General features: G+C 41.9%; 27 protein-coding genes. All 27 read left to right on the forward strand.

The window, feature by feature from the left end:
* Window positions 1-43 precede the first annotated feature (43 nt).
* Complete coding sequence (locus OCV81_RS03635) at window positions 44-583, forward strand: DUF6633 family protein (protein WP_262640058.1); 540 nt, start codon at window positions 44-46, stop codon at window positions 581-583.
* 230 nt (window positions 584-813) lie between these two features.
* On the forward strand, window positions 814-2,472 hold the full coding sequence (locus OCV81_RS03640; RefSeq protein ID WP_148328447.1) for a ParB/RepB/Spo0J family partition protein: 1,659 nt from the start codon (window positions 814-816) through the stop codon (window positions 2,470-2,472).
* A gap of 142 nt (window positions 2,473-2,614) precedes the next feature.
* Window positions 2,615-2,848, forward strand: coding sequence for a nucleoside triphosphate pyrophosphohydrolase family protein (locus OCV81_RS03645; RefSeq protein WP_262640059.1), 234 nt, complete (start codon window positions 2,615-2,617; stop codon window positions 2,846-2,848).
* Window positions 2,849-2,904: 56 nt separating this feature from the next.
* Window positions 2,905-3,570, forward strand: a complete 666-nt coding sequence (locus OCV81_RS03650) for a ParB N-terminal domain-containing protein (protein ID WP_148328451.1) — start codon at window positions 2,905-2,907, stop codon at window positions 3,568-3,570.
* Window positions 3,539-4,291, forward strand: coding sequence for a GREB1-related protein (locus OCV81_RS03655; RefSeq protein WP_148328453.1), 753 nt, complete (start codon window positions 3,539-3,541; stop codon window positions 4,289-4,291). The genes OCV81_RS03650 and OCV81_RS03655 overlap by 32 nt, the downstream gene beginning before the upstream one ends.
* 90 nt (window positions 4,292-4,381) lie before the next feature.
* The gene (locus OCV81_RS03660) at window positions 4,382-4,912 is read left to right on the forward strand and encodes a hypothetical protein (protein WP_148328455.1); all 531 of its coding nucleotides are present in this window, start codon (window positions 4,382-4,384) and stop codon (window positions 4,910-4,912) included.
* A gap of 61 nt (window positions 4,913-4,973) precedes the next feature.
* Window positions 4,974-5,234, forward strand: a complete 261-nt coding sequence (locus OCV81_RS03665) for a hypothetical protein (protein ID WP_148328457.1) — start codon at window positions 4,974-4,976, stop codon at window positions 5,232-5,234.
* A gap of 1 nt (window position 5,235) precedes the next feature.
* Window positions 5,236-6,834, forward strand: a complete 1,599-nt coding sequence (locus tag OCV81_RS03670; RefSeq protein WP_148328459.1) for a DNA cytosine methyltransferase — start codon at window positions 5,236-5,238, stop codon at window positions 6,832-6,834.
* A 1-nt stretch (window position 6,835) separates the two neighbouring features.
* Window positions 6,836-7,243, forward strand: a complete 408-nt coding sequence (locus tag OCV81_RS03675; RefSeq protein WP_148328460.1) for a hypothetical protein — start codon at window positions 6,836-6,838, stop codon at window positions 7,241-7,243.
* A 1-nt stretch (window position 7,244) separates the two neighbouring features.
* Window positions 7,245-7,757, forward strand: coding sequence for a hypothetical protein (locus OCV81_RS03680; protein ID WP_262640060.1), 513 nt, complete (start codon window positions 7,245-7,247; stop codon window positions 7,755-7,757).
* 271 nt (window positions 7,758-8,028) lie between these two features.
* Window positions 8,029-8,541, forward strand: a complete 513-nt coding sequence (locus OCV81_RS03685; RefSeq protein WP_148328462.1) for a hypothetical protein — start codon at window positions 8,029-8,031, stop codon at window positions 8,539-8,541.
* A 28-nt stretch (window positions 8,542-8,569) separates the two neighbouring features.
* On the forward strand, window positions 8,570-8,998 hold the full coding sequence (locus OCV81_RS03690) for a YopX family protein (protein ID WP_148328464.1): 429 nt from the start codon (window positions 8,570-8,572) through the stop codon (window positions 8,996-8,998).
* Between the two features lie 62 nt (window positions 8,999-9,060).
* Window positions 9,061-9,453 (forward strand): ASCH domain-containing protein, encoded by a 393-nt coding sequence (locus OCV81_RS03695; RefSeq protein WP_148328466.1) that lies wholly within the window; start codon window positions 9,061-9,063, stop codon window positions 9,451-9,453.
* Window positions 9,450-9,902, forward strand: coding sequence for a hypothetical protein (locus OCV81_RS03700; RefSeq protein WP_148328468.1), 453 nt, complete (start codon window positions 9,450-9,452; stop codon window positions 9,900-9,902). Before OCV81_RS03695 ends, OCV81_RS03700 begins: the two co-directional genes overlap by 4 nt.
* Window positions 9,903-9,934: 32 nt before the next feature.
* The gene (locus OCV81_RS03705) at window positions 9,935-10,303 is read left to right on the forward strand and encodes a hypothetical protein (protein ID WP_148328470.1); all 369 of its coding nucleotides are present in this window, start codon (window positions 9,935-9,937) and stop codon (window positions 10,301-10,303) included.
* A 160-nt stretch (window positions 10,304-10,463) separates the two neighbouring features.
* Window positions 10,464-11,237, forward strand: a complete 774-nt coding sequence (locus OCV81_RS03710; RefSeq protein ID WP_148328472.1) for an NAD-dependent epimerase/dehydratase family protein — start codon at window positions 10,464-10,466, stop codon at window positions 11,235-11,237.
* A 147-nt stretch (window positions 11,238-11,384) separates the two neighbouring features.
* Window positions 11,385-11,768 (forward strand): phosphoribosyltransferase, encoded by a 384-nt coding sequence (locus tag OCV81_RS03715; RefSeq protein ID WP_262640063.1) that lies wholly within the window; start codon window positions 11,385-11,387, stop codon window positions 11,766-11,768.
* A gap of 3 nt (window positions 11,769-11,771) precedes the next feature.
* Window positions 11,772-12,302, forward strand: coding sequence for a terminase small subunit (locus tag OCV81_RS03720; protein WP_148328474.1), 531 nt, complete (start codon window positions 11,772-11,774; stop codon window positions 12,300-12,302).
* Window positions 12,303-12,387: 85 nt separating this feature from the next.
* Window positions 12,388-14,388 (forward strand): PBSX family phage terminase large subunit, encoded by a 2,001-nt coding sequence (locus tag OCV81_RS03725; protein WP_148328476.1) that lies wholly within the window; start codon window positions 12,388-12,390, stop codon window positions 14,386-14,388.
* A gap of 133 nt (window positions 14,389-14,521) precedes the next feature.
* Window positions 14,522-15,958 carry a phage portal protein gene (locus tag OCV81_RS03730; RefSeq protein ID WP_148328478.1) on the forward strand — a complete coding sequence of 479 codons (1,437 nt, stop codon included), beginning with the start codon at window positions 14,522-14,524 and terminating at the stop codon, window positions 15,956-15,958.
* Entirely contained in the window at window positions 15,912-16,973 is a 1,062-nt protein-coding gene (locus OCV81_RS03735; protein ID WP_148328480.1) for an HK97 family phage prohead protease, read from the forward strand. The genes OCV81_RS03730 and OCV81_RS03735 overlap by 47 nt, the downstream gene beginning before the upstream one ends.
* Window positions 16,974-16,987: 14 nt before the next feature.
* The gene (locus OCV81_RS03740) at window positions 16,988-18,556 is read left to right on the forward strand and encodes a phage major capsid protein (protein ID WP_262640065.1); all 1,569 of its coding nucleotides are present in this window, start codon (window positions 16,988-16,990) and stop codon (window positions 18,554-18,556) included.
* A gap of 5 nt (window positions 18,557-18,561) precedes the next feature.
* Window positions 18,562-18,945 (forward strand): hypothetical protein, encoded by a 384-nt coding sequence (locus OCV81_RS03745; RefSeq protein ID WP_148328484.1) that lies wholly within the window; start codon window positions 18,562-18,564, stop codon window positions 18,943-18,945.
* 9 nt (window positions 18,946-18,954) lie between these two features.
* Window positions 18,955-19,464 (forward strand): hypothetical protein, encoded by a 510-nt coding sequence (locus tag OCV81_RS03750; protein WP_148328486.1) that lies wholly within the window; start codon window positions 18,955-18,957, stop codon window positions 19,462-19,464.
* Window positions 19,461-20,030 carry a hypothetical protein gene (locus tag OCV81_RS03755; protein ID WP_148328488.1) on the forward strand — a complete coding sequence of 190 codons (570 nt, stop codon included), beginning with the start codon at window positions 19,461-19,463 and terminating at the stop codon, window positions 20,028-20,030. The genes OCV81_RS03750 and OCV81_RS03755 overlap by 4 nt, the downstream gene beginning before the upstream one ends.
* Window positions 20,030-20,881, forward strand: a complete 852-nt coding sequence (locus OCV81_RS03760) for a hypothetical protein (protein ID WP_148328490.1) — start codon at window positions 20,030-20,032, stop codon at window positions 20,879-20,881. The genes OCV81_RS03755 and OCV81_RS03760 overlap by 1 nt, the downstream gene beginning before the upstream one ends.
* Window positions 20,878-21,072 carry a hypothetical protein gene (locus tag OCV81_RS03765; protein ID WP_148328492.1) on the forward strand — a complete coding sequence of 65 codons (195 nt, stop codon included), beginning with the start codon at window positions 20,878-20,880 and terminating at the stop codon, window positions 21,070-21,072. Before OCV81_RS03760 ends, OCV81_RS03765 begins: the two co-directional genes overlap by 4 nt.
* Window positions 21,073-21,083: the final 11 nt, after the last annotated feature.

Consider the following 21,083-nt stretch of genomic DNA (forward strand, 5'->3'; position numbering starts at 1 on the left):
TGATGTTTTTGCATCCTCAGTGCCTGCACTTGTAACAGTTGCCATGGAATTCGGAGAAAACCATGCACGTGCAATTGTCGTGATATTGCTGTCGGAGGTTGTGGATTTCTTCAATGCGTCAAATACAATGAATGATTCACAGGTAGCCATTACAACTGATTTAATTATCGAGGAATATCCGTATTTCAAGATTGATGATTTGAAGTTGGCTTTCCGAAATGCTATGAAGGGTAGATACGGAGAGATATATAATCGTCTGGATGGCTCTGTTATCATGGGGTGGCTGAATCAATATAATCGTGAGAGATGCGCTAAGGCTGACGTAATATCGTACAATGAGCATAAGGTAAGGGTTCAGGAAGAATCTGGGTTGTATTATGATGATTACCGAAAACAATTAAAGGTTCTGGCATCACATGGAGACAAGAGTGCACAGGAAGCGCTCCGTAGATCTGATGATATACTTTCCTTCATGAAAGAAAAGAAAATGGAGAAACAGAAAAAGATACTTGAAGAGTATGAGCGGAAACGTAACGAAATTCGAAATCAAGTTCAACAAAAAGGGGTACCTGAAAAAAGATGAAATATGCAATTTTTTTGGCTGGAATAATGTACATCTTACCGTTAACGGACATTGCATTGTGAGCGTAAGGTCAGATAAGATGGAAGCATTCGAAAAGACTGTAGAACGGCTTTTTATTTCAGTGATAAAAAGGATGTAAAATGGCGAAGTTTCTGTTTGCAAAACTTGTCATTCTGAACTATCTTTACTGATGTAATGAACTAAAAGTCAAACCAATAAATAATAAAATTATGGCAGAAATTAAAAATCTACCGGTGAGTTTAATTCAAACGTCACCTAGAAATCCTCGTAAAACATTCGATGAGGAAAAGTTAAAGGAACTTGCACAGAACATTGAAGAACAGGGACTGCTGCAGCCTATCACAGTAAGAGTAATCAAGGAAGGTGATTCTGTAATAGATGAAGATACTGGAGAAGTTATCAATTCGGAATCTAAGTATGAGATTGTATGCGGTGAGCGACGTTTCCGAGCATGGAATATGCTTGCAAAAAAATCCGACAAGTATAATGAAATACCGTGCATAGTCAGGGAAATGACTGACGAACAGGCTTTCGACGCTATGATAACTGAGAATTTGCAGCGGCAGGATGTCGATCCGGTTGAAGAAGCGATAGCATTTTCCCTGCTTCTAGAAAATGGCAATTCAGTTGATGATATAGCTTTGCGATTTGGAAAGTCTACCAGATTCGTGCAGGACAGGGTAAAGCTGAAAGGACTTATTCCTGAGCTTATCGAGATGCTAAGAGAAGACCTCATTCCTATCTCCGGCGCCATGTTGCTTGCCAAACTCGATGTAGACGCTCAGAAGGAATTCTATAACGAAGAAGTGAATGGTGAGGATGGAGTAACCTTGTCAGATATTAAGGATTATATTGATGACCTGTTTTGTGTCATTGATAAGGCACAGTTTTTTTCTGAGGATAATTTCAGTGATTCGATTCCATCATGCTCTAGCTGCATCAATAACACTGCCAATCATGGGTGCCTGTTCTACGAAATGAAAGGTAAGGAGCAGAAGTGCATTAATCGTGAATGTTTCTCCAGGAAGCAGCAGGAATATGTCAAATACCGTGTGATGAAGGAGGCTGAAAATCTCGTCAAGAAGGGTGAGCCTCTGACATTCGGAAAATCTGTCATCGTAATCGAACCTCCTCGGTCATGGGATACTGAGAGTGAGAAACAGAGAAAGGAAGATACGATTAAGATGTATAACGATATGGGATTTGAAGTCGTATATAGTAGTGTATTCGACCATCCGTGCTTTTATTCTGAATCTGATGAAAGGATTGCAGAGAAACTTGAAAATAATGAGGTATATAGATGCATAGAGGTTCTAGGTTACAGCAGACCGGAATTCAAGGTGTCATTTTATTATCTCAAGAAATCTTCATCTGTCAAAGGTGCTTGTAATGTTTCCAATCAGATTGAGGCTGAGAATATCAGACAGAAGATAAAGAGAAATGGGGAGCTGATGGTGGAGAAGAAAACTGAAACCATGCGTAAATGGGCGGATGACATGGATGATTATACGAGCAAATCTGATGGAATGTCACCGAACGAGCAGATTATATTCGATGTGTTGGTAATGAAGGGTTGTGGATACCTGTTTCAAAAATCAATAGGGCTGAATATAAATAAGATTGATATTGTGCAATATGTTACAGATAATGCTAAGGAAAGGAACAAATGGTACAGAGAGTTTATTCGTGCAAAATTATCTGAAGCTGCTGTGATGTATGATAGTGATTTGAAGAAATTACAGGATATGCTTTTCAGCGAGCAGTATCCTGAAAGATACAACGAGATGACTTCAAAACTCACAAGTTCATACGCTAAAAAGGAAGAAAATCTGAATGAGAAACTTAAGGAACTTGTCGGTGAACAGTAATTGAATTAATGATATGGAAATGAATCATTCCCCTTGATAATAAAAGTTGATACATAGTCCGATAACAATAACTTAGATAATTATGATTACATTAAACAGATTGGCTAAAAGATGTTTTGAGATAGCGTTGAAGCGTAAAAAAATGACTGAAAGCACTTCTCCTAAGGCTGTAGTGCTGGCCATATCGTCGGAATGGAGGGAACTTGCCGAGGCCGGGAAGGAGCGAAGCAATCATATTCCATCCTGGAGTGAGCGTGAGGAAGAAGCCGCAGATGTCATAATAGCTACACTTACATATCTTGAGAAGATAGGATGCAACGACATCGAGCAACTTTTGAAGGATAAAGTGGAGTTTAATTCGTACCGTACTAAGTGATGTTCCGGCTATTATGTGATGTTGATTATTAGTGTTGTTGATTAAATAGTTGGTATATGACAGAATTTGAATTTCAGACAATCCAGACAAGTCTGCTGGATTTCAACAAGGGCCAGCTTGATGGCCTGCCGAAGAATCCCCGGTTCTTCAGGGATTACCGTTATGACGCTATGAAGAAAAGCATAGAGGACAGTCCTGAGATGCTTAATCTTCGTGAACTAATTGTCTATCCTGTAGGAGAAAGATACATTGTAGTGTGCGGTAATTTAAGACTTAGGGCCTGCAAGGAACTTGGGTACAAGGAACTTCCTTGCAAGGTTCTAAATCCTGAGACTCCTGTAAAGAAGCTGCGTGAATATGCGACAAAGGATAACGTGTCATTCGGTGAGAATGATATGGACGTGATGATGAACGACTGGGATAAGTCTGAACTTCAGGAATGGGGGATTGAGTTTGCTCCGGAGCCTGAAAAGGATGAATTCAAGGAGCGTTTCGAAGCCATAACGGATGAAACTGCCGTCTATCCACTTATACCCAAGTATGATGAGAAGTACGAGCTATTTATTGTCATGTCTTCTAACGAAGTGGACAGCAACTGGCTGCGTGAAGCACTTGACATGCAGCACATGCAGAGTTACAAGACCGGTAAAGTGAGCAAAAGCAATGTAGTTGATATTAAGGATGTACGCCATGCAATTGAGAATCGTAATACCAAGTCATAAGAGACACGACAGGGTGTTCGCAAAAAAGCTGGTGAACGACCCGATAATCTGCGTTGCTGAGAGCCAGGCAGACGTGTACAGACAGTTCAATCCAGACTGTGAGATAGTCACCCATCCGGACGATGTTGTCGGCCTCATCCCCAAACGCAACTGGATGGCGAAGCATTTCAGGAACCTGTTCATGCTGGACGATGATGTCCATGCTTGCAAATCTATTTACGTCGAAAAAGGAGAACCTTCGAGAATCAAGGATAAGGACGAGATAACTCGTATAATTTTCAATCTTGCCGAGATGGCTGAGATGATGGATGTGCATCTTTTCGGGTTTACCGCACGCATATCTCCGGTCATGTACGATGAAACTGCATTCCTTTCGTTGTCCAAGATGATAACCGGATGTTCTTATGGAGTGTTTTACAACAAGAACACATGGTGGAATGAAGAGCTCAGGCTTAAGGAGGATTTCTGGATTTCCTGTTACATGAAGTACAAGGAAAGAAGGATACTTACTGACCTTAGATACAACTTCGAGCAGAAATCCACCTTCGTCAATTCAGGAGGTCTTGCCGCATTCCGGAACCAGGCAGAGGAGCAGCGTTCAATAATGCTTATCAAGAAGCATTTCGGAGACAGCATTAATCTGAAGGGAAGTACCAATAACGGTAAGGACAAAACAAAGCAGCTTGTTAAGTACAATATAACTTGCAAGTTCAAGTTTTGAAAATGGCGTAAAAATGGCGAAGTTTCTGTTTGCAAAACTTGTCATTCTGTATTAATTTTACTGATGTAAGATAATAAATGTCAATGATTTATGATTATCAGAACTGTTAGAGGATATGATTTTTTTGAGGTGTCGTCAGCGATGCAGAAGGCTATAAGACGGGCTGACACTGCTGTTGCCGGATATTTTGCCTTGGAACTGTGGACAAGCGGTTACAGGGATTATGTCTGGAAGCGTTTATATACGATTTCCGCTGAAGATTGCTATGGACTTATTACGTCTGAAATTGAAGCATTGTGGCAAGGACACGAACTTGTCAACAAGTCCTCAAAGGAGCCAAAAGGTAGAATATTTGTCAGCAAGGCAGTAATACTTCTGTGCTATTGTCGTAAATGCAGGGATGCAGATCACCTTCAGAACTTCATTTACGATAAGAATATGATTAATGCAGACGAATGGCTGGAAGATGTAAGGAGAAATCCTATTCCCATTCCTCCATATACATTCGATGTGCATACCAGAAGAGGCAAAAAGATGGGACGAACAAAAGAGGAATTCTTCCGTGAAGAATACGAAGCACTTAATCCTCGCGAAAGGGGCCTTTTTGATGGTGTTGTATGATAATATGCCACGCATTGTCGTGGCATATATTACTAAAAGTCAAACCGAAAAAATTAGAATTATGGAAAAAGATGTTTATGGCCAAGAGAATCTTAATGGCTGTGTTGAAGAGGGGTCAAAGAAAGTTGACCTTGAAAAAAATCCAAAAGGAACAGAACTTAAAGTTGCTCACCAGCGGGAGATTGAGAAGCATGGAAAGTATGTGGCTGTCCCCGGTGACAAGACACGGACGCGAATCTTCGTCCGCAACGGTGAGAACGTGGAAAAGAAGATAGCCGCTTATCTTGATAGGATAAACAACAGACCTCAAAGATGGAACTGATATGATAAAGTTACTCTATATAGACCTTTTCTGCGGTGCCGGTGGAACCAGTACCGGAGTAGAAAACGCACGCTACGAAGATGAACAGTGCGCTAAAGTGATAGCATGTGTAAACCACGATGCAAACGCCATCGCCAGCCATGCGGCCAACCACCCGGATGCGCTGCACTTCACGGAGGACATCAGAACACTGGAACTGTCCCCCTTGGTGGCCCATGTGGAACGAATGAAGAAGATTTATCCGGATGCACTGGTTGTGCTGTGGGCCAGCCTTGAATGTACGAATTTCAGTAAGGCCAAAGGCGGACAGCCACGGGACGCTGACAGCCGGACACTGGCTGAGCATCTGTTCCGCTACATCGAAGCCATTAACCCTGACTATATACAGATAGAGAACGTAGAGGAGTTCATGAGCTGGGGAGATATGGACGAACATGGGCATCCAATTAGCAGGGATAAGGGTCGTTGCTATGAGAAATGGAAACGGAATGTGAAGCGATACGGATATGACTTCGATTGGCGTATTCTGAACGCTGCTGATTATGGTGCTTATACTACCCGTAAGCGGTTCTTCTGTATCTTCGCCAAACGTGGCCTGCCTATCGTATTCCCAGAACCGACACACTGCAAGGATGGGAAAAACGATATGTTCGGTCGGCTGGAGAAGTGGAAGCCTGTCAAGGATGTGCTGGACCTCTCCGATGAGGGAGAAAGTATCTTCTGTCGGAAGAAACCGCTGGCCGAGAAAACTCTTGAACGAATCTATTCCGGCTTGATTAAGTTCGTGGCCGGAGGTAAGGAGGCTTTCTTAGTGAAGTACAACTCCATGAGCCTGACGGGAAAATACAAGGCACCCAGCGTTGACGAGCCATGCCCGGTTGTGGCAACACAAGGACGGCTTGCATTGGCCAAGGTAAACTTCGTTCATGGTTCTTTCGTGTCTGCTTATTACGGAAACGGTCACAACCATTCGGTCGAGCTTCCAGCCCCGACAGTTACGACTAAAGACAGGTTGGCATTGGTAAATTCTGTTTTCATAGACAACCAGTACGGTACCGGAAAACCTACATCCATTAATCAACCGGTTGGTACAGTAACCACGGTGCCTAAGTTCAATATGGTAAGCTGCAAACCGTGGATAATGAATACAGCTTTCTCTAATGTAGGAAGCAGCATCGAGCAGCCGTCGCAAGTAATCACAGCTAATCGTAAATGGCACTATCTTATGAATCCTCAGTTTGCTAGTGCTGAAGGTTCTGTGAACAATCCTTTTTTCACGCTCATAGCCCGCATGGACAAAATGCCACCTTATCTGGTAGAGGTTGAAGGAGGTATCGGCATACAGGTTACACCTGATGACAGTCCGATGACAATCAAGATTAAGGAGTTTATGGCTTTGTATGGCATCATTGACATAAAAATGCGTATGCTTCGGATTCCGGAACTAAAAAGAATCATGGGATTTCCGGAAGACTATGTACTGATTGGGCCACAGTCAGACCAGAAGAAGTTTATCGGTAACGCCGTGGAGGTGAACATGGCCCGCGTGCTTTGTGAGGCCATCTGTAAGGAGATTATAAGAAAACGAAAGGTTGCATGATATGGGAAAGCTGAAAGTTTATTATGGATGGGCTAGAATTGGAAATGTTCGAAAGAAACGTGCTTTGTCGGTCATGTTTGAAAACGAAATGCTTGGATGCAGGAGTGAGAGAGGACAAAGGTGTCTTAGAACAATTCAAGACACTGCATTTGAGCGGTACCAGACTGATGAAGAAGAAAAGGAAGGTAAACGTCAGAACCGGATATTCACAGAATATAGTTTGTTCCTTGACGAGAAACCTATCAATGGGAGCCTTGAAAGATGCTTGCTTATCAACAGCGAATCGGACAAGAACAATGTTTCTAAAGCTATGAGTGAAAGAATCTCAGAGGCATTGAGAAAGTCTTTCTTATTTGCAAATCCGTGGTATAAAGAACCGGATAGACAACTTGAATTGAAATTTGAATGATATGGGAAAGCAGGAAAGTTTGAGTGATTATTATCAGTTCGCAAAGGATTTGGCCAAAGCTGAAAAGGAGCTGAAAATCGAGAATTGGGTGCAAATCAACATCTGCTATGGTTACGGTCATCAATCTGTCACACTATATACATACGACCTTCCGCGTGAAGTGTACGAAAGAAGGATGTGGGTAATCAGATGGAGGGTGGCCAGATTGCAATGCCAGTATCCGAGGAATGATGTGTACACTTCTTTTTACTACTACGACAATCGTTCAGGAGAGTCGCTTGAAGTGAGTTCTTGCCTGTCTAAGCTGATTTCGGCCAAAGCCCAGATAACAAAAGCAGAACGCAGGATGAATGAATACATAGAGCACAACCGTCAGAACAACATGTTCTTTGACGAGGACGCGGATGAGGAACTGATTAAGTTTCGGGAGAAGCTGGAGCGAAAGAAAATCGAATGTGATGAGTGTGAGAAACGGTTGGAATTATTAGTTGAAAAAAGGAGGAATAATCGATGAAAGCAACTCAATTATCATTAGATATGGATTATGGAATAAGTAAGGAGCAGGCTTGTATCCTTTGCCATCTTTCCTCTGAATGTGAAGGGTGGCGTTAAATGCAAAGCTGAAAACAAAAATGGAAGTTGTTATGGGCAAATATGCTCTCAACCTCAAAGAGAGCATGAAGGTCAAAGATGGGACGCATGGATGCATATTGTGTCTACCTCGCTTCCAGAACTCAAACGATTTATACCAGTGAAATACAGAAAACATTTAAAGAAAAAATAGCATGGAAAAAGAAAACAGAAAAATGATATTTGGAAAATATAAAGGACAAGATATAAAGTATATCATACTTACCCATATAGGTTATATCATGTGGTGTTTTGAGAATATCTACTGGTTTAAGCTGACTGAAGAAGAACAGGCTTTATATGATGCGATAGCCATAATGATTAAGAAAGAACACTTGCCAATGGCTTTTCCGGTTGAAATGATGTATAAGCATATAAAAGACAGAGAGTCATATGAAAAGTTAAATACTCCATTTACATTCAATTATGGATATATATCTTTAAGAATGTCTGATAAGGATAATCCAATATTCAACAGTATTGAAAAATACATTACACACAGAATACGCAGAAATAGTACACAAGAATATTCGTCATTCGAAAGTCTTTCAGGAGATTTGACAGGTCTTTCACATAGCATGAATAAAGAAATAGAAAGGGCCCGGCTTAATGGTGAGAGTGATGAAGATATATATGGCACTTGGGGTAGTAATGATTATAAGGATTAATTCTAAACAGTAAAATCAAAAAGAGATTATGAAAAGAGAAATAAAATTCAGAGGTAAATCAAAAAAGACTAGAAAATGGCTTTATGGTTATTTAGGTGAATCTAAATTCAGAATTCTTGATTATGTCTATACAGACAAAGTTATTTTTGATAATGTTCTGTCATTCAATACTGATAACAGTGCCTATGTAATCAAAGATTTGTCTGTAGAAGAAGAAACCATCTGTCAGTTCACTGGATTGCATGACAAAAACGGAAAAGATATTTATGAGGGTGATATAGTTCTTCAGCAAGGATACCATGGGAATAAACAGCCTATGGTTGTAAAGTTTGAGTGTGGAGCATTCATCGTAGGTTATCACAAAGGAAGTTCGACAAAGACTACCCCTATGTTGCTCAATAGTAAGTGTAAGGTAATTGGAAACATATTTGATAACCCGGAATTAATGGAGGATTAAGCTATGACGTCAATTAAGCAGGAAGCCAGCTTTATGAAAAAGAAAATGAAGGAGAAGAAGAAATGAAAGCAATATCAATCAAACAGCCGTGGGCGAGCCTTATCGCTCACGGTATCAAAGACATTGAGAACCGTACTTGGAAGTGCCCTCAGAAGTACATCGGTCAAAGGGTGCTGATACATGCAAGTCTCAACGATGGCTTTGGGCGCATACTGAATGAACAGCAGATATTTAAACTTTATATTCAAAAGTTTGGATTAGACTGCAACAAGCTACCTCACGGTGCTATCATCGGCAGCGTGGTTATATCCGATTGCGTACAGGACCATCCGTCCGTCTGGGCGGAGAAAGGTTGCTATAACTGGGTGCTGAAGGATGCTGTCTTATTCGATAAACCTATTGAAGGGGTGAAAGGAAAATTGGGATTTTGGAATTATAATTTGGAGGAAAAATGAGCTTACTTATAAAAGAAACACAGTTACAAAGAATAATCAGAAAGACCGGGCGTAATCCGGTCCAGTGCAAATGCAGTCTGTGCAAACAGCAGTGTCATACACCATGTCTTGGCACCCCACAGGATATATTGAAGATTATCGAGGCTGGATATAAAGACAGACTTGCTGCAACTGAATGGTATGCAGGTATGATTATGGGTGTCATTGATATTCCGGTACCGATGATACAGGCAAAGCAAGAAGGAGACTGGTGTACGTTTTTCAAAGACGGTTTGTGTGAATTGCATGATTCAGGATTGAAGCCGACCGAAGGAAAGTTGTCTCACCATAGTATCCGAATTGATAATTTCAAGCCCAGCAAAAGCATCTCTTGGAATGTTGCTAAGGAATGGCTGAATGAGGAAAATGATGAGTATATCCTTAAAATCTGTCAGGCATTCAATGAATGAATTTGAATTATTAACCTGTAAAAATTGAATTTATGAAAGCAAAGAAAAAACATGTTTTGGGCCTTCTCATCAAGTTGTGTGAGTTGGTTATTGTCACGATTGTATTGTCATCATTGATAATTCTGGGAGGTTTTGATGTACCCTCTGATTGGGTGTATCTAGCGTCTGCAGCAGTTTCATTTCTCATTCTATATATGTTCTACTGGGAGCGTGGAACATATTATTTTGTCTCATTCGTCGCTGGTGGAGTTCCAGGAAGGGTGTTCCTGAAGTTTGACGAGCGTGTATCTCTTGATGTGATTGAGAATACCATATCCGGCCTGTATTCCGGTGAACGGGTACTTGTTACCGGATACAAGACAGTAAGCAGATATGAGTATGAACTTAATATCAAGTCCTGATGGAACATTATCAGTCCAAAGGAGTAATATTGATGATTGTGGCTGTCCTGTTCTTCTATTCCATCGGGAATGTTGAGCAGGATACAGCACTTCTGATAATAATAGTGATGTTACTTGGTAACATACTGAATGTTTTATGTAAAATTCTAAACAAACTGTGATGATGAAAATTGTCGTAACCGGCAGTGAAGGCTTTATAGGAAAAGCCCTCTGCAAGAGTCTGAGAAATCGTGGTGTTGAAGTGGTCGGAATTGACCGTGTGTGTGGAACTGAAGCTGCCGGCGTTCCGTGCCTTCTGGCCGGAGGTGGAATCGATGCCGTAATACATCTTGCCGCACAGACCAGTGTTTTCAATGCGGATCATGAAAGAATACTTCGTGACAACATTGATTCATTCGTAGCGATAGCTGACGGATGTAACCGGTTCGGGGTGAAACTGGTGTATGCCAGCTCTTCCACGGCAAATCCATGCAACACGACAAGTATGTACGGTGTCAGCAAGCACTTTGACGAAGTGTATGCTTCATTATATTGCAAGAAAGCTACAGGTGTTCGCCTTCATAACGTGTACGGACCTGACCAGCGGAAAGGAACTCTTCTCTATGTTCTGATGAATCAAGAAAAGGTCAGCCTGTATAATGGAGGAATGAACACCAGGTGCTTCACTTACATAGATGATGTAGTTGAAGGATTGATATATGCGATAGGCTCGGACAAGAAGCTGGTCAACATTGTCAATCCGGAATCATGTACCATACTTCAATTTGCGGAAGAGGTGAGGAAATACAATGGAGTTGATATTCAGTGCGTTCCCGAAAAGAGAGAATTCGACAATCCTGAACAATCTGTCGATGAAGGTATTTTTTCAGTACCTTTGGGTTACACCTCAGTCAGTAAAGGGATAGCAAAGGTTTTTGGCTGTGAGGAAAGGTAGAAAGATAAGGATTGATGACTGGGACAAACCCGCCCGCGGCTGGAGGAAATACGAAAGGTTCTGCAACATGCAGCCTAAAGTAAGAATCCACCGCAAGGGCGGGTTTTATTACATATCCCTTTTTCAAGAACAAAGGATGGAATTCCATTGGATGAAATCAAGAATTCGGGTGAGTGTGCAGAAGTCATTTCGGAAGCCGCTACGGAACTGATACTTTCATTGATACGGCCGGACGATGAATGGTGCATAATTACCACACCGAAGCGCAGGCACATCACAGAGTACCATTTCGCCACTGACATTTGCCAAAAAATTGCCCAGGGGGTGAAAATAAAATTCTATGAATCTGCAATGCAGTGCCTCAACAGGACACGTATCAATCCTGAGTTTTATCTTCTCCGGCCAATTAAGGAACAGAGAGTAATACTCTTTGATGACATCTGCACGACAGGAAGTACATTAACAGCAGCCTACGATTTGCTGAAAGACCGGAAACAGGTAATCTGCATCGTCGGCATTAATAACCATTAGCCTATGAACAACAGGAAATTGACCGAAAAACAGGAAAAGTTTTGCAATTATTACCTTGATTGTGAAGGTAATGCAAGTGAGGCATACAGAATGGCCTATGACGCATCAAAGATGCAGCCTGAAACCATTTGGAGTAATGCAAGCAGGATGCTAGCAAATAACAAGGTTGCAGCAAGGATAGACGAATTGAGGTCTCAACGTGCTAAGGAAGCGAAAGTTAGCCGTGAAAAGGTGGAAAAAGTCCTCATGGATATTGTCATGATGGACCCGAGCGATTTGTATATTGTAGACCCGGTTACAGGAAAGCTAAAGTTGAAATCTCCCAGACAAATGCCGAAGCGTGTGAGAAATGCCATGAAGAAGATAAGCAATGACAAGGGTAATGTAAGCTATGAGTTCAACGGTAAGGTGGAAGCGGCGAAGCTTCTGGCCAGCATGAACGGATGGAACGCGCCACAACAGATTTCCATCGGAGGTAATCAAGGTGGAAATATCAATGAAATTCGCATAGGTTTCGATAAAGAAGAAGAGTAAAATCTGAAAAATAGAATAATTGTATTAGAAAAAATACGGGGGTTATACAAAAAATACTCTCAAAATTCTAAAAAATAGAATATTTATGCTCATAAATCACAAGAAACTCAATCCGAATGCATTTTACCTGCTGAAATATCTGAATGATGCCACACTTCGATTCATCATCTTGTATGGTGGTTCATCATCGAGCAAGTCTTTCAGCGTAGCACAGTGCGTGCTGATACAGACATTGCAGGACGGTGAGAATACGCTTGTGATGAGAAAGGTCGGAGCATCCATCAGCAAAACCATATATGAGGATTATAAGGTAGCTGCATCATTGTTAGGAATCACACAATACTTCAAGTTCAACCAGAATGTAATCCGTTGCCTGTATAACGGAGCAAAGATAGATTTCTCCGGTTTGGATGATCCGGAAAAGATTAAGGGTATCAGTAACTATAAGAGGGTTCAGCTTGAAGAGTTGTCAGAGTTTGAGTATGCCGACCTGAAGCAGATACGTAAGCGTCTGCGTGGTAAGAAGGGGCAGCAGATTATTGCCGACTTCAACCCTATCAGTGAAACACACTGGATAAAGAAGGACTGGCTTGACAACGAGAAACTGCATGATGTTCCTATGGTTGTAGAAATTGGCGGCCGGATAATACCGGCAGAGCTGACAAAGGTGAAGTCTTTAAAGATGAACGAGGGGCGCTCAATAGTGAATCCTGTAACTAAGGAAATTGAGGAGTATCCTCCAAATATGGTAGTTATACAGACAACATACCTGAATAACTTCTGGGTTGTCGGTTCACCGGATGGAACGTATGGATACTACGATGAGCAGTGTGTGATGGACTTCGAGCATGACCGTATTCATGACCCGGACTACTACAACGTGTATGCGTTGGGAGAGTGGGGTGTAATTAAGACCGGAAACGAGTTCCTCGGTTCGTTCAATGTAGGAAAGAACAGCGGTGAATACAGTTACATACCTGGATTGCCGATTCATCTTTCTGTCGATAGTAACGTATTACCGTACATATCTGTCGGCTACTGGCAGGCAGACTTGAGCAAAGGTAAGGATATGTACCAGATTGCCGAGACCACGGCTGAAAGCCCGAACAACAGCGCAAGAAGAGCCGCGAAACTGGTATCCAAGCGACTGCAGGAGTTAGGATATGACGGTAAAATCTACCTTCATGGTGATGCATCAGCCAAATCCGCCAACACTATCGACGATGAGAAGCGTTCATTCATGGACCTGTTTATTGACACGTTGAAGAAAGACAACTGGATTGTTGAGGATAAGGTGGGTAACAGGAACCCGTCCGTATCCATGACCGGTGAGTTTGTCAATGCTGTTTTTGAGAAATCATTGCCCGGCCTCAGCATAAGCATAGACGATAGTTGCAGGGTATCAATCGAGGACTACCAGAGCGTACAGAAGGATGCTAATGGTGCAATCCTCAAGACAAAGATAAAGGACAGCGTAACGAAACAGTCCTATGAGGAACACGGGCACCTTACCGATACTTTGAGATATGTTGTACATGACATCATGTACGAGGAGTATTCCCAGTTCTCGAGCCGTCGTAAACGCAACATGTATTCTGACAGAAGCGTGTTCGGATTCTTCAATCCTTCAGTCGAGTATCAGTATTCACAGAAGATAGTGTACATCATGCCGAATGTTGGAGGAAAGTTCTATATGTGTCAGGTTGCAAGGTGTGGAGAAAAATGGCATGTTCTTGACCTCGTAATGCGTGAAACTGTATCACTCGAAGAGATGAAGTCTGTTATATGTTCACATGATGCAGGAACGTACATCGTGGAATCGTCACCTGCATATTACCAAATGGCAAGGGAACTGAGAAATACGCTTTCGGAAGTAAGGATTAAGAAGGAATATCAGGATATGGATAAGAGAATAGCTGCTACATCCGATTTCATTAAGTCATACTTCCTGCTTTCTGAGACCGGTATGGAAAATGATGAGTATATGGCATTCATAACTGAGGTTCTTGACTACAATGAGGAAAATGTAAGTGGAGCCAGTGCACTTTTGAGCGGTATTGCATACACTTGCATAAAATTAGGGTAAACTTGTTGCTCTGTGCAATATGCTGATATATAGTGTCTTATTTGTGCTTTTTGTATTAGGATAAATTGCAAGATTTTTGTAAAATCAATATCGTATATACCCATAATTTATCTTTGTCATATAAGTATAAACTATGGGATATACAATTTTAAAACAGGATGCTATTCCGGCATGTGCTGGGCTGAAAATGGCCAGTGAGCCACAGACGGTTTCAACGCCAAATGGTGGTAATATTGACCGATGTGATGTGCATGAGTTATTCGTATCCCCACTGGTTTGCGGCCATAATTACATGGAACTGTTCCGTTCTGTTCCAGAAGTATTCTTTCCGATTGATTACATTGCTTCACGTATATCAGGTTCCGGATTTCAATTGAAGAAGGTAAAGGATGACAGCGTGGTCTGGGAGAACAAGAGAATGAACCAGATTCTCACAAAGCCAAATTGTCTTATGTCCTGGAACGAGATGATATATTCGCACTTCGTATATAAGCTGTGCACTGGCAATGCTTTCTTTCGTGCTGCTATGGGAGAAACATTCAAGGACCAGCCAAAGTGGAAATGGTGTGATAACTTTTGGGAACTTCCTGCTGATTTTGTTAATGTAGAGCCTAACAGAAGTGTCAATAGTCCAATCTTTGGAATAGCATCTGAAGATGATATTATCCGTTGTTACCGTCTGAATTACGGATATGTGAGTACGATGGAAATCCCTTCATATCAGATATGGCATGACCGTGACGGCTCACCTGAATATATGTCAATAAACGGGTTCTTGAAATCACAGAGCAGGTTGGCTGCGCATCTGAAACCTATTTCCAACCTTCTAGCCGTATATGAAGCGAGAAACGTGATTTACGTTAAACGTGGTGGTTTGGGTTTCCTGGTATCAAACAAGAAGGATGAAGCCGGTACTGCAGCAATGACAGAAGATGAAAAGAAGGAAATACTTGACAGTCATTTTGGAAAATTCGGGCTGGACCAACGTAGGCTTCCGTATGGATTAAGTGACGTTCCCTTGTCATTCGTAAGAACAAACCTTACCATCAGTGAGTTGCAGCCATTTGAGGAAACTCTTACTGATGCTATTCAGATAGCCGGAGCATACGGTATCCCCTCAGTTCTGGTACCGCGTAAGGACCAGTCAACATTCAGCAATCAAGCAACCGCGGAAAAGGCTGTATATACATCTACCATCATACCGATGGCCAAGAAATTCTGCAAGCAGCTGACTGCATTTCTTGGACTTGAAGAAGGTGGTTATTATTTGGACTGTGATTTCTCTGATGTGGATTGTCTGCAGCAGGGGTTGAAAGAGGCAGAGGAAGTGAAAACACTTATAAATACCAGATGTAAGGAACAGTTCCTGAGCGGACTCATCAGTATCAATGACTGGCGAGCGCAAATCAAGGAAAGCAGATTCGAAGAACCTATGTTTGACAAGACTTTGTTCGAGATGTCAGACGAGGAGAGAGAGATAGTAAAGAATGTAATTAGTCTTAACACAAAAAGTGAAGTTGAGAATGGAAGAGAAAACCAAGAGCCTACAGTACAGAACGAAGGCGAATGATGTGGATGAAAAGGGTATCGTAACGGTAGCAGTCAACGGTATCGGTGTGAAAGACTCACAGAACGACATTTCCATGCCCGGTTCCTTTAACAAGACGTTGAAGGAAAATATCGGCAGGATGAGATGGTTTCTGAATCACCGTACAGACCAGTTGCTTGGCGTTCCACTCAGTGGAGAAGAAAAAGAAGGAAACCTGATCATGGTTGGCCAGCTTAATCTTGAGAAGCAGATTGGACGTGATACATTGGCGGATTACAAGCTGTATGCTGAGAATGGAAGAACGCTGGAACACTCTATCGGGGTGAAAGCAATCAAGCGTGACGAGACTGACCCGTGCAAGGTACTTGAATGGAAAATGTTCGAGTATTCTACTCTTACAAGTTGGGGGAGCAATCCTCAGACATTCCTTGTAAACCTCAAATCGGGTACACAGGAGCAGGTGAAAGATGCCATTGAATTTGTCCGGAAAGCGTTCAGGAATACCGATTATTCGGAAGAACGATTAAAACAATATGATATGGAACTGAATCTACTTCTTAAAGCAATTAATGGAGGTAACGTGGTTACTTGTCCTCATTGCGGACATCAGTTTGATTACGATGAACAACATGAGCATACATTTACTCAGCAGGTGCTTGACAATGCTGCCATGTATTCAAGCTGGTTGACTGACCGTATCGTAAGCCAGGAGATAGACAAGCTGGAACCGGAAGTGCGTGCTGATGTCATTGCACTTATTGATTCCGTGAAGTCTGAAGGACAGGAACTGACAGAAAAATCAGTACAGAATTTCATGGCATACGTCCGTTGTCCGGCATGTTATGGGAGAGTATATAGAAGTAACGCCTTGTTGCAGGATAATAGCACAAACATCTTCTCCGGAAAGTCTGAGCCGTCCAATGACACTCAGGATAAAACTGACGGTAAGCAAGAAGATGATGATGTTAAGAAAAAAGCCGCTGATAGCACTTCTTTCTTTGGTAAACTGAATGAGGTATTTAGTAATAATTATTAAAATTTTGATTGAAAATGAAGAAATTTACAGTTGCGGATTTTGGTCTTAAGACTGACGGCCTGCCTCAGGATCAGGCTACATTTATGAATAACATCGCAAATATGATGTGTAATGTCATTAACAAGGCGATGGAAGGTGTTATTTCTCCTGATGATATGGAAAGCAGATTGAAGTCTCTCAACGAAAAGTTTAACGGATATGACGATGAGAAGTTCAAGCAGCTTGCCAAGGATAACGAGGAACTCATTAAAACGGTTAAAGGTCTTGGTGAGACTATCGAGAAGCTGAAATCTAAAGGTATCGGAATGGAAGTCATCAACAAGTTTGATGAGAAGTTGAACGAGATGCTTGATTCAGAGAAATTCAAGGAGTTCGCTTCTGGAAACTGCCGTAAGTCAGGTGTGTTCGAAGGTTTCTGCTTGAAGGATATTGTTTCCATGACTGATAACTATAGCGGTGACCATCTGATTACACAACAGCAGAACAGGGTAGTATCGCAGGTGGCTAACAAGCGAATCCACATGCGTGATGTATTGACTACATTGCAGGGTGATCCTAAGTTCCCTAACCTTGCGTTTACTCAGGTGTATGACTTCGACCGCAACGCACGTTATGTGACTGAAAACGGAAGATTGCCTGAATCAAGTTTTAAGGCTAAGGAAGTGCAGACAGGTACAAAACGTCTTGGTACTCACCTCCCTATATCCAAGAGAATGCTCAAGAGCCGTGTATTTATTCGCTCATTTATCTTGAAAATGTTGCCGGAAGCTGTATATCAGGCTGAAGATTGGAATATCTTGTTTGGTGACGGTAATGGAGAAAATCTGCTTGGTATCGTCAACCATACAGGTGTTCTGCCAGTTGAAACAATCATCTCTGACGCCTATGTAAGCGGTTCTGCCGGTTCTGTGAAGTCTGTTTCAGGATATAACTCCAATAAAGACACGGTCGTAGAGTTTACAAATCCTCAGGATCTTATCCTCGATGGTATGACAATCACCTTTACAGGTGCTACTGGTCTTACCGCTTTGAACAGTGCTAACCAGCTTGTGAAGATGAATGACCGTCAGATTCTGTTGAAAGGTGTAGCTTATACAGAGGAAACTTCAACAGAATCAATGACCTTTAAAGTCAGCCATGGTGCATTCAAATCCGTTGAGGAACCTAACTCTCTTGATGTTGTCAAAACAGGTTTTGCTGTGATGACATACGCACAGTACACGCCGAATGCTATTGCATTGAACCCAATCACTGTAAATGCTATTGAGAGCGAAAAGGACACAACTGGACGTAATCTTGGTATCATCCAGATGATAGGTGGTATTAAATATATTGCAGGACGTCCTATCATTGAGACAAACAACATCTTGCCTGGCAAGTATCTGATTGGTGACTTTAATGTTGCTGCAAGTCTTGTTGACTATACATCACTTACACTTGAATGGGCTGAAGATGTAGAAAGCAAGTTGAAGAATGAGATTGTTCTTATTGCTCAGGAAGAAGTTATCTTCCCTGTATATATGCCATGGGCGTTCGCTTATGGTGACCTGGCTGCATTGAAAGAAGCAATCACTAAAGCCTGATGCCTATGTATTTGCTTAATGGAGACGAGAAGGCTCTGAAATCAGTTATAAAAGAACAGCGTATCCGTATTGGCCGTGGGTTGATTACTATCACCCCGGTCTCGGAAGCTGGGCTTGTTCCGGAAGAGGATGTCAAAAAGACATTCGAGAGCCAGCAGAAGATTATTGACAATCTTTCTGCAAAGAATGAGAATTTACAGAAGGAGAATGAAGAATTGAAAGCAAAGATAGCAGAACTTGAAACACACTTAGATGATAACAAAGATGTTGAAGATGCAGACTCTAAAGAAGTTGAGCAAACCGACACTAAAGAGGTTTCTGCCGAATATGAAAAGGCAACCGTTGTTCAGGACGAGAAGAAAGTTTCTGCTTCGAAAGCGAAAAAATAAGGAATTGCCATGTTGATTGATGTGTCATATTTTGTAGAAGGCCCACGTCATATTCAAAACGCCTCAACATCAAAGACGGCCGGTGCCGATTCTTTAGCAGTAACCGGTCATATTGAAGCATATATTAAGGAGTTGCAGCCTGTTTTCCTCGAAGCCATGCTTGGGGAAAAAGAAGCAGGTTATGCAATGGATTACCTTGATTTGTCTGATGATGAAGAAAAAGAAGATACTGAGCCGTCTAAGTATGAAATCGTATGCAACAAACTGAAAGAGCCTTTTGCTGATTTCGTGCTGTTCCACATACTTCGTGATTCTTCATCGGAAGCTACAATAACAGGGAATGTCCGGCTGAAGTGCGCCAATGAGTACATTTCACCTGTCAATGCCCAGGTTATTGCATGGAACAGGATGGTTTCCGCCAATGTGAAGTTCATCCAGTGGGCGCGTGAAGGTAATTGCCCGATTGACCTTGTAACGCAGACCAACATGTTGATCAAGATTAACCAGTTCAATCTATGAAAGGTATAGTTGAAATTATTGGAGATGTAGTAAAGGAAATGAGTGGGAACCTTACCATCGTAATGCCTGCTGACATCGAGAATGACAGGTTCGAGGAAGTGAAGAATCCGGAACTGAACTACATATTTGGTTCGGCCCAGTATGTGAAGGATAAACTTGATGAATACAGCAAGGTGCCTTCAACATCAGAACGTAAGTTCCCGCTTGTAGTGCTGTTCTGTCCTGTTACAGAGAAGAGAGACAGTCCGGACTATTATTCAAAGGTTTCACTTAATATCCTTATAGCATGTTCATCAACTAAGAACTGGAGCAATGAACGGCGTCTGTATGCTTCATTCATCAACATTCTTCGTCCGGTTTATGAAAGATTGATTGAGGTTATCAAGAATGATGGAAGGTTCGATATGGATTATGACAACATCATTCCGCATGATTATTCCGAAAACTACTCGTATGGCAGATACGGAGCCTTTACGGAATCCGGAGAGGCAGTGAGCGAGCCCATTGACGCCATAAATATCCGCTCGATGGAGTTAATAGTTAAAAATCAAAGTTGTTGTAGATAATGAGAAATACAAGAGTTTGCGAAAGCGCAGAAATGAATACCGGCGGTTCGGCCTGTAAGGTGGACTGGGGTAAGGTTAAGGGAGCAATACTTGTAGAGCATGGAGTTAAACTTCCTGCGAAAATTACGGCAGATGAACTGGAGAAGATGTGCCATGCTGACAGACCGGACAGAATTTATCCAATCCATACGTTTGTCGAATATGCTAAGTCTGGGGGTGAAGCTCAGGTTAGTGCTGTTGGATACGGAGCGAACCAGTACAATGGCCTCAACGCCCAGACAGATACTTTCACGCTTCCTCGTTTTGATGAAATTCTGAATGCTGAGCTGTTGCGTTGTGCTAACAAGGAATGGGATGTGTACTTCTGGGATTCAAACAGAATGCTTATCGGTTACAATGATGGAACTGATATTCTTGCCGGAATTCCGATGTCAACAGTATATCCAGGTGCCACACCGTTCAGCACAAGCAGTGCGAAGTCAAGTATGACGGTAAATTTCTGCCACATGGATGCAGAAGACAGCCAGTTGAACTTTGACTACTTGAAGTTGGATTTCAATCCTGCGAATGTAATTAAAGGGTTGACTGAGGTTATGTTGGTTGAAAACGAAAGCAACAAATTCAAGATTATTGAATGTGTCGGTGGCTATGACAGAACTGCAGAATTTGCCACTGCATTGTCCTCAGGTGCATCCGAGGTATTTGAAGGGGTTACTTCTGCTTCGTATGAGGACGGTTATCTCACAATTACTCCTGGTGAAGGTGAGATTTCAGTTAAATCACCTTCTGTTCTGTACGAGAAAGATGTCAAATGGGTTGAATTTGTAAAAGTAGTTAAAGCAGAAGCATGATTGTAGATGGAGTCAATTTCGTGGAAAAGCAGGTTAGGATGATGTCGAAAAAGAAATTCATTGATACTCACATGACCTGTATCTGGCAGAAAGTTGCTGAGGAGAATCGAAGAAAGAAACTTTCTGACGTGTATGACCGGATTGCTGGTAAGTCTGTAAAGGATGCTGACGGTGAGTCTGCTGATAAGTGATGGCTTTGGTT

Origin of the sequence: Phocaeicola fibrisolvens, assembly GCF_025567125.1 — a bacterium.
Lineage (GTDB): Bacteria > Bacteroidota > Bacteroidia > Bacteroidales > Bacteroidaceae > Phocaeicola > Phocaeicola fibrisolvens.

Excerpts from the sequence above, each read along its gene's own strand:
- OCV81_RS03635 (WP_262640058.1), top strand. The coding sequence starts at position 44 with ATGGAATTCGGAGAAAACCATGCACGTGCAATTGTCGTGATATTGCTG.
- OCV81_RS03640 (WP_148328447.1), top strand. The coding sequence starts at position 814 with ATGGCAGAAATTAAAAATCTACCGGTGAGTTTAATTCAAACGTCACCT.
- OCV81_RS03645 (WP_262640059.1), top strand. The coding sequence starts at position 2,615 with ATGACTGAAAGCACTTCTCCTAAGGCTGTAGTGCTGGCCATATCGTCG.
- OCV81_RS03650 (WP_148328451.1), top strand. The coding sequence starts at position 2,905 with ATGACAGAATTTGAATTTCAGACAATCCAGACAAGTCTGCTGGATTTC.
- OCV81_RS03655 (WP_148328453.1), top strand. The coding sequence starts at position 3,539 with ATGCAATTGAGAATCGTAATACCAAGTCATAAGAGACACGACAGGGTG.
- OCV81_RS03660 (WP_148328455.1), top strand. The coding sequence starts at position 4,382 with ATGATTATCAGAACTGTTAGAGGATATGATTTTTTTGAGGTGTCGTCA.
- OCV81_RS03665 (WP_148328457.1), top strand. The coding sequence starts at position 4,974 with ATGGAAAAAGATGTTTATGGCCAAGAGAATCTTAATGGCTGTGTTGAA.
- OCV81_RS03670 (WP_148328459.1), top strand. The coding sequence starts at position 5,236 with ATGATAAAGTTACTCTATATAGACCTTTTCTGCGGTGCCGGTGGAACC.
- OCV81_RS03675 (WP_148328460.1), top strand. The coding sequence starts at position 6,836 with ATGGGAAAGCTGAAAGTTTATTATGGATGGGCTAGAATTGGAAATGTT.
- OCV81_RS03680 (WP_262640060.1), top strand. The coding sequence starts at position 7,245 with ATGGGAAAGCAGGAAAGTTTGAGTGATTATTATCAGTTCGCAAAGGAT.
- OCV81_RS03685 (WP_148328462.1), top strand. The coding sequence starts at position 8,029 with ATGGAAAAAGAAAACAGAAAAATGATATTTGGAAAATATAAAGGACAA.
- OCV81_RS03690 (WP_148328464.1), top strand. The coding sequence starts at position 8,570 with ATGAAAAGAGAAATAAAATTCAGAGGTAAATCAAAAAAGACTAGAAAA.
- OCV81_RS03695 (WP_148328466.1), top strand. The coding sequence starts at position 9,061 with ATGAAAGCAATATCAATCAAACAGCCGTGGGCGAGCCTTATCGCTCAC.
- OCV81_RS03700 (WP_148328468.1), top strand. The coding sequence starts at position 9,450 with ATGAGCTTACTTATAAAAGAAACACAGTTACAAAGAATAATCAGAAAG.
- OCV81_RS03705 (WP_148328470.1), top strand. The coding sequence starts at position 9,935 with ATGAAAGCAAAGAAAAAACATGTTTTGGGCCTTCTCATCAAGTTGTGT.
- OCV81_RS03710 (WP_148328472.1), top strand. The coding sequence starts at position 10,464 with ATGATGAAAATTGTCGTAACCGGCAGTGAAGGCTTTATAGGAAAAGCC.
- OCV81_RS03720 (WP_148328474.1), top strand. The coding sequence starts at position 11,772 with ATGAACAACAGGAAATTGACCGAAAAACAGGAAAAGTTTTGCAATTAT.
- OCV81_RS03725 (WP_148328476.1), top strand. The coding sequence starts at position 12,388 with ATGCTCATAAATCACAAGAAACTCAATCCGAATGCATTTTACCTGCTG.
- OCV81_RS03730 (WP_148328478.1), top strand. The coding sequence starts at position 14,522 with ATGGGATATACAATTTTAAAACAGGATGCTATTCCGGCATGTGCTGGG.
- OCV81_RS03735 (WP_148328480.1), top strand. The coding sequence starts at position 15,912 with ATGGAAGAGAAAACCAAGAGCCTACAGTACAGAACGAAGGCGAATGAT.
- OCV81_RS03740 (WP_262640065.1), top strand. The coding sequence starts at position 16,988 with ATGAAGAAATTTACAGTTGCGGATTTTGGTCTTAAGACTGACGGCCTG.
- OCV81_RS03745 (WP_148328484.1), top strand. The coding sequence starts at position 18,562 with ATGTATTTGCTTAATGGAGACGAGAAGGCTCTGAAATCAGTTATAAAA.
- OCV81_RS03750 (WP_148328486.1), top strand. The coding sequence starts at position 18,955 with ATGTTGATTGATGTGTCATATTTTGTAGAAGGCCCACGTCATATTCAA.
- OCV81_RS03755 (WP_148328488.1), top strand. The coding sequence starts at position 19,461 with ATGAAAGGTATAGTTGAAATTATTGGAGATGTAGTAAAGGAAATGAGT.
- OCV81_RS03760 (WP_148328490.1), top strand. The coding sequence starts at position 20,030 with ATGAGAAATACAAGAGTTTGCGAAAGCGCAGAAATGAATACCGGCGGT.
- OCV81_RS03765 (WP_148328492.1), top strand. The coding sequence starts at position 20,878 with ATGATTGTAGATGGAGTCAATTTCGTGGAAAAGCAGGTTAGGATGATG.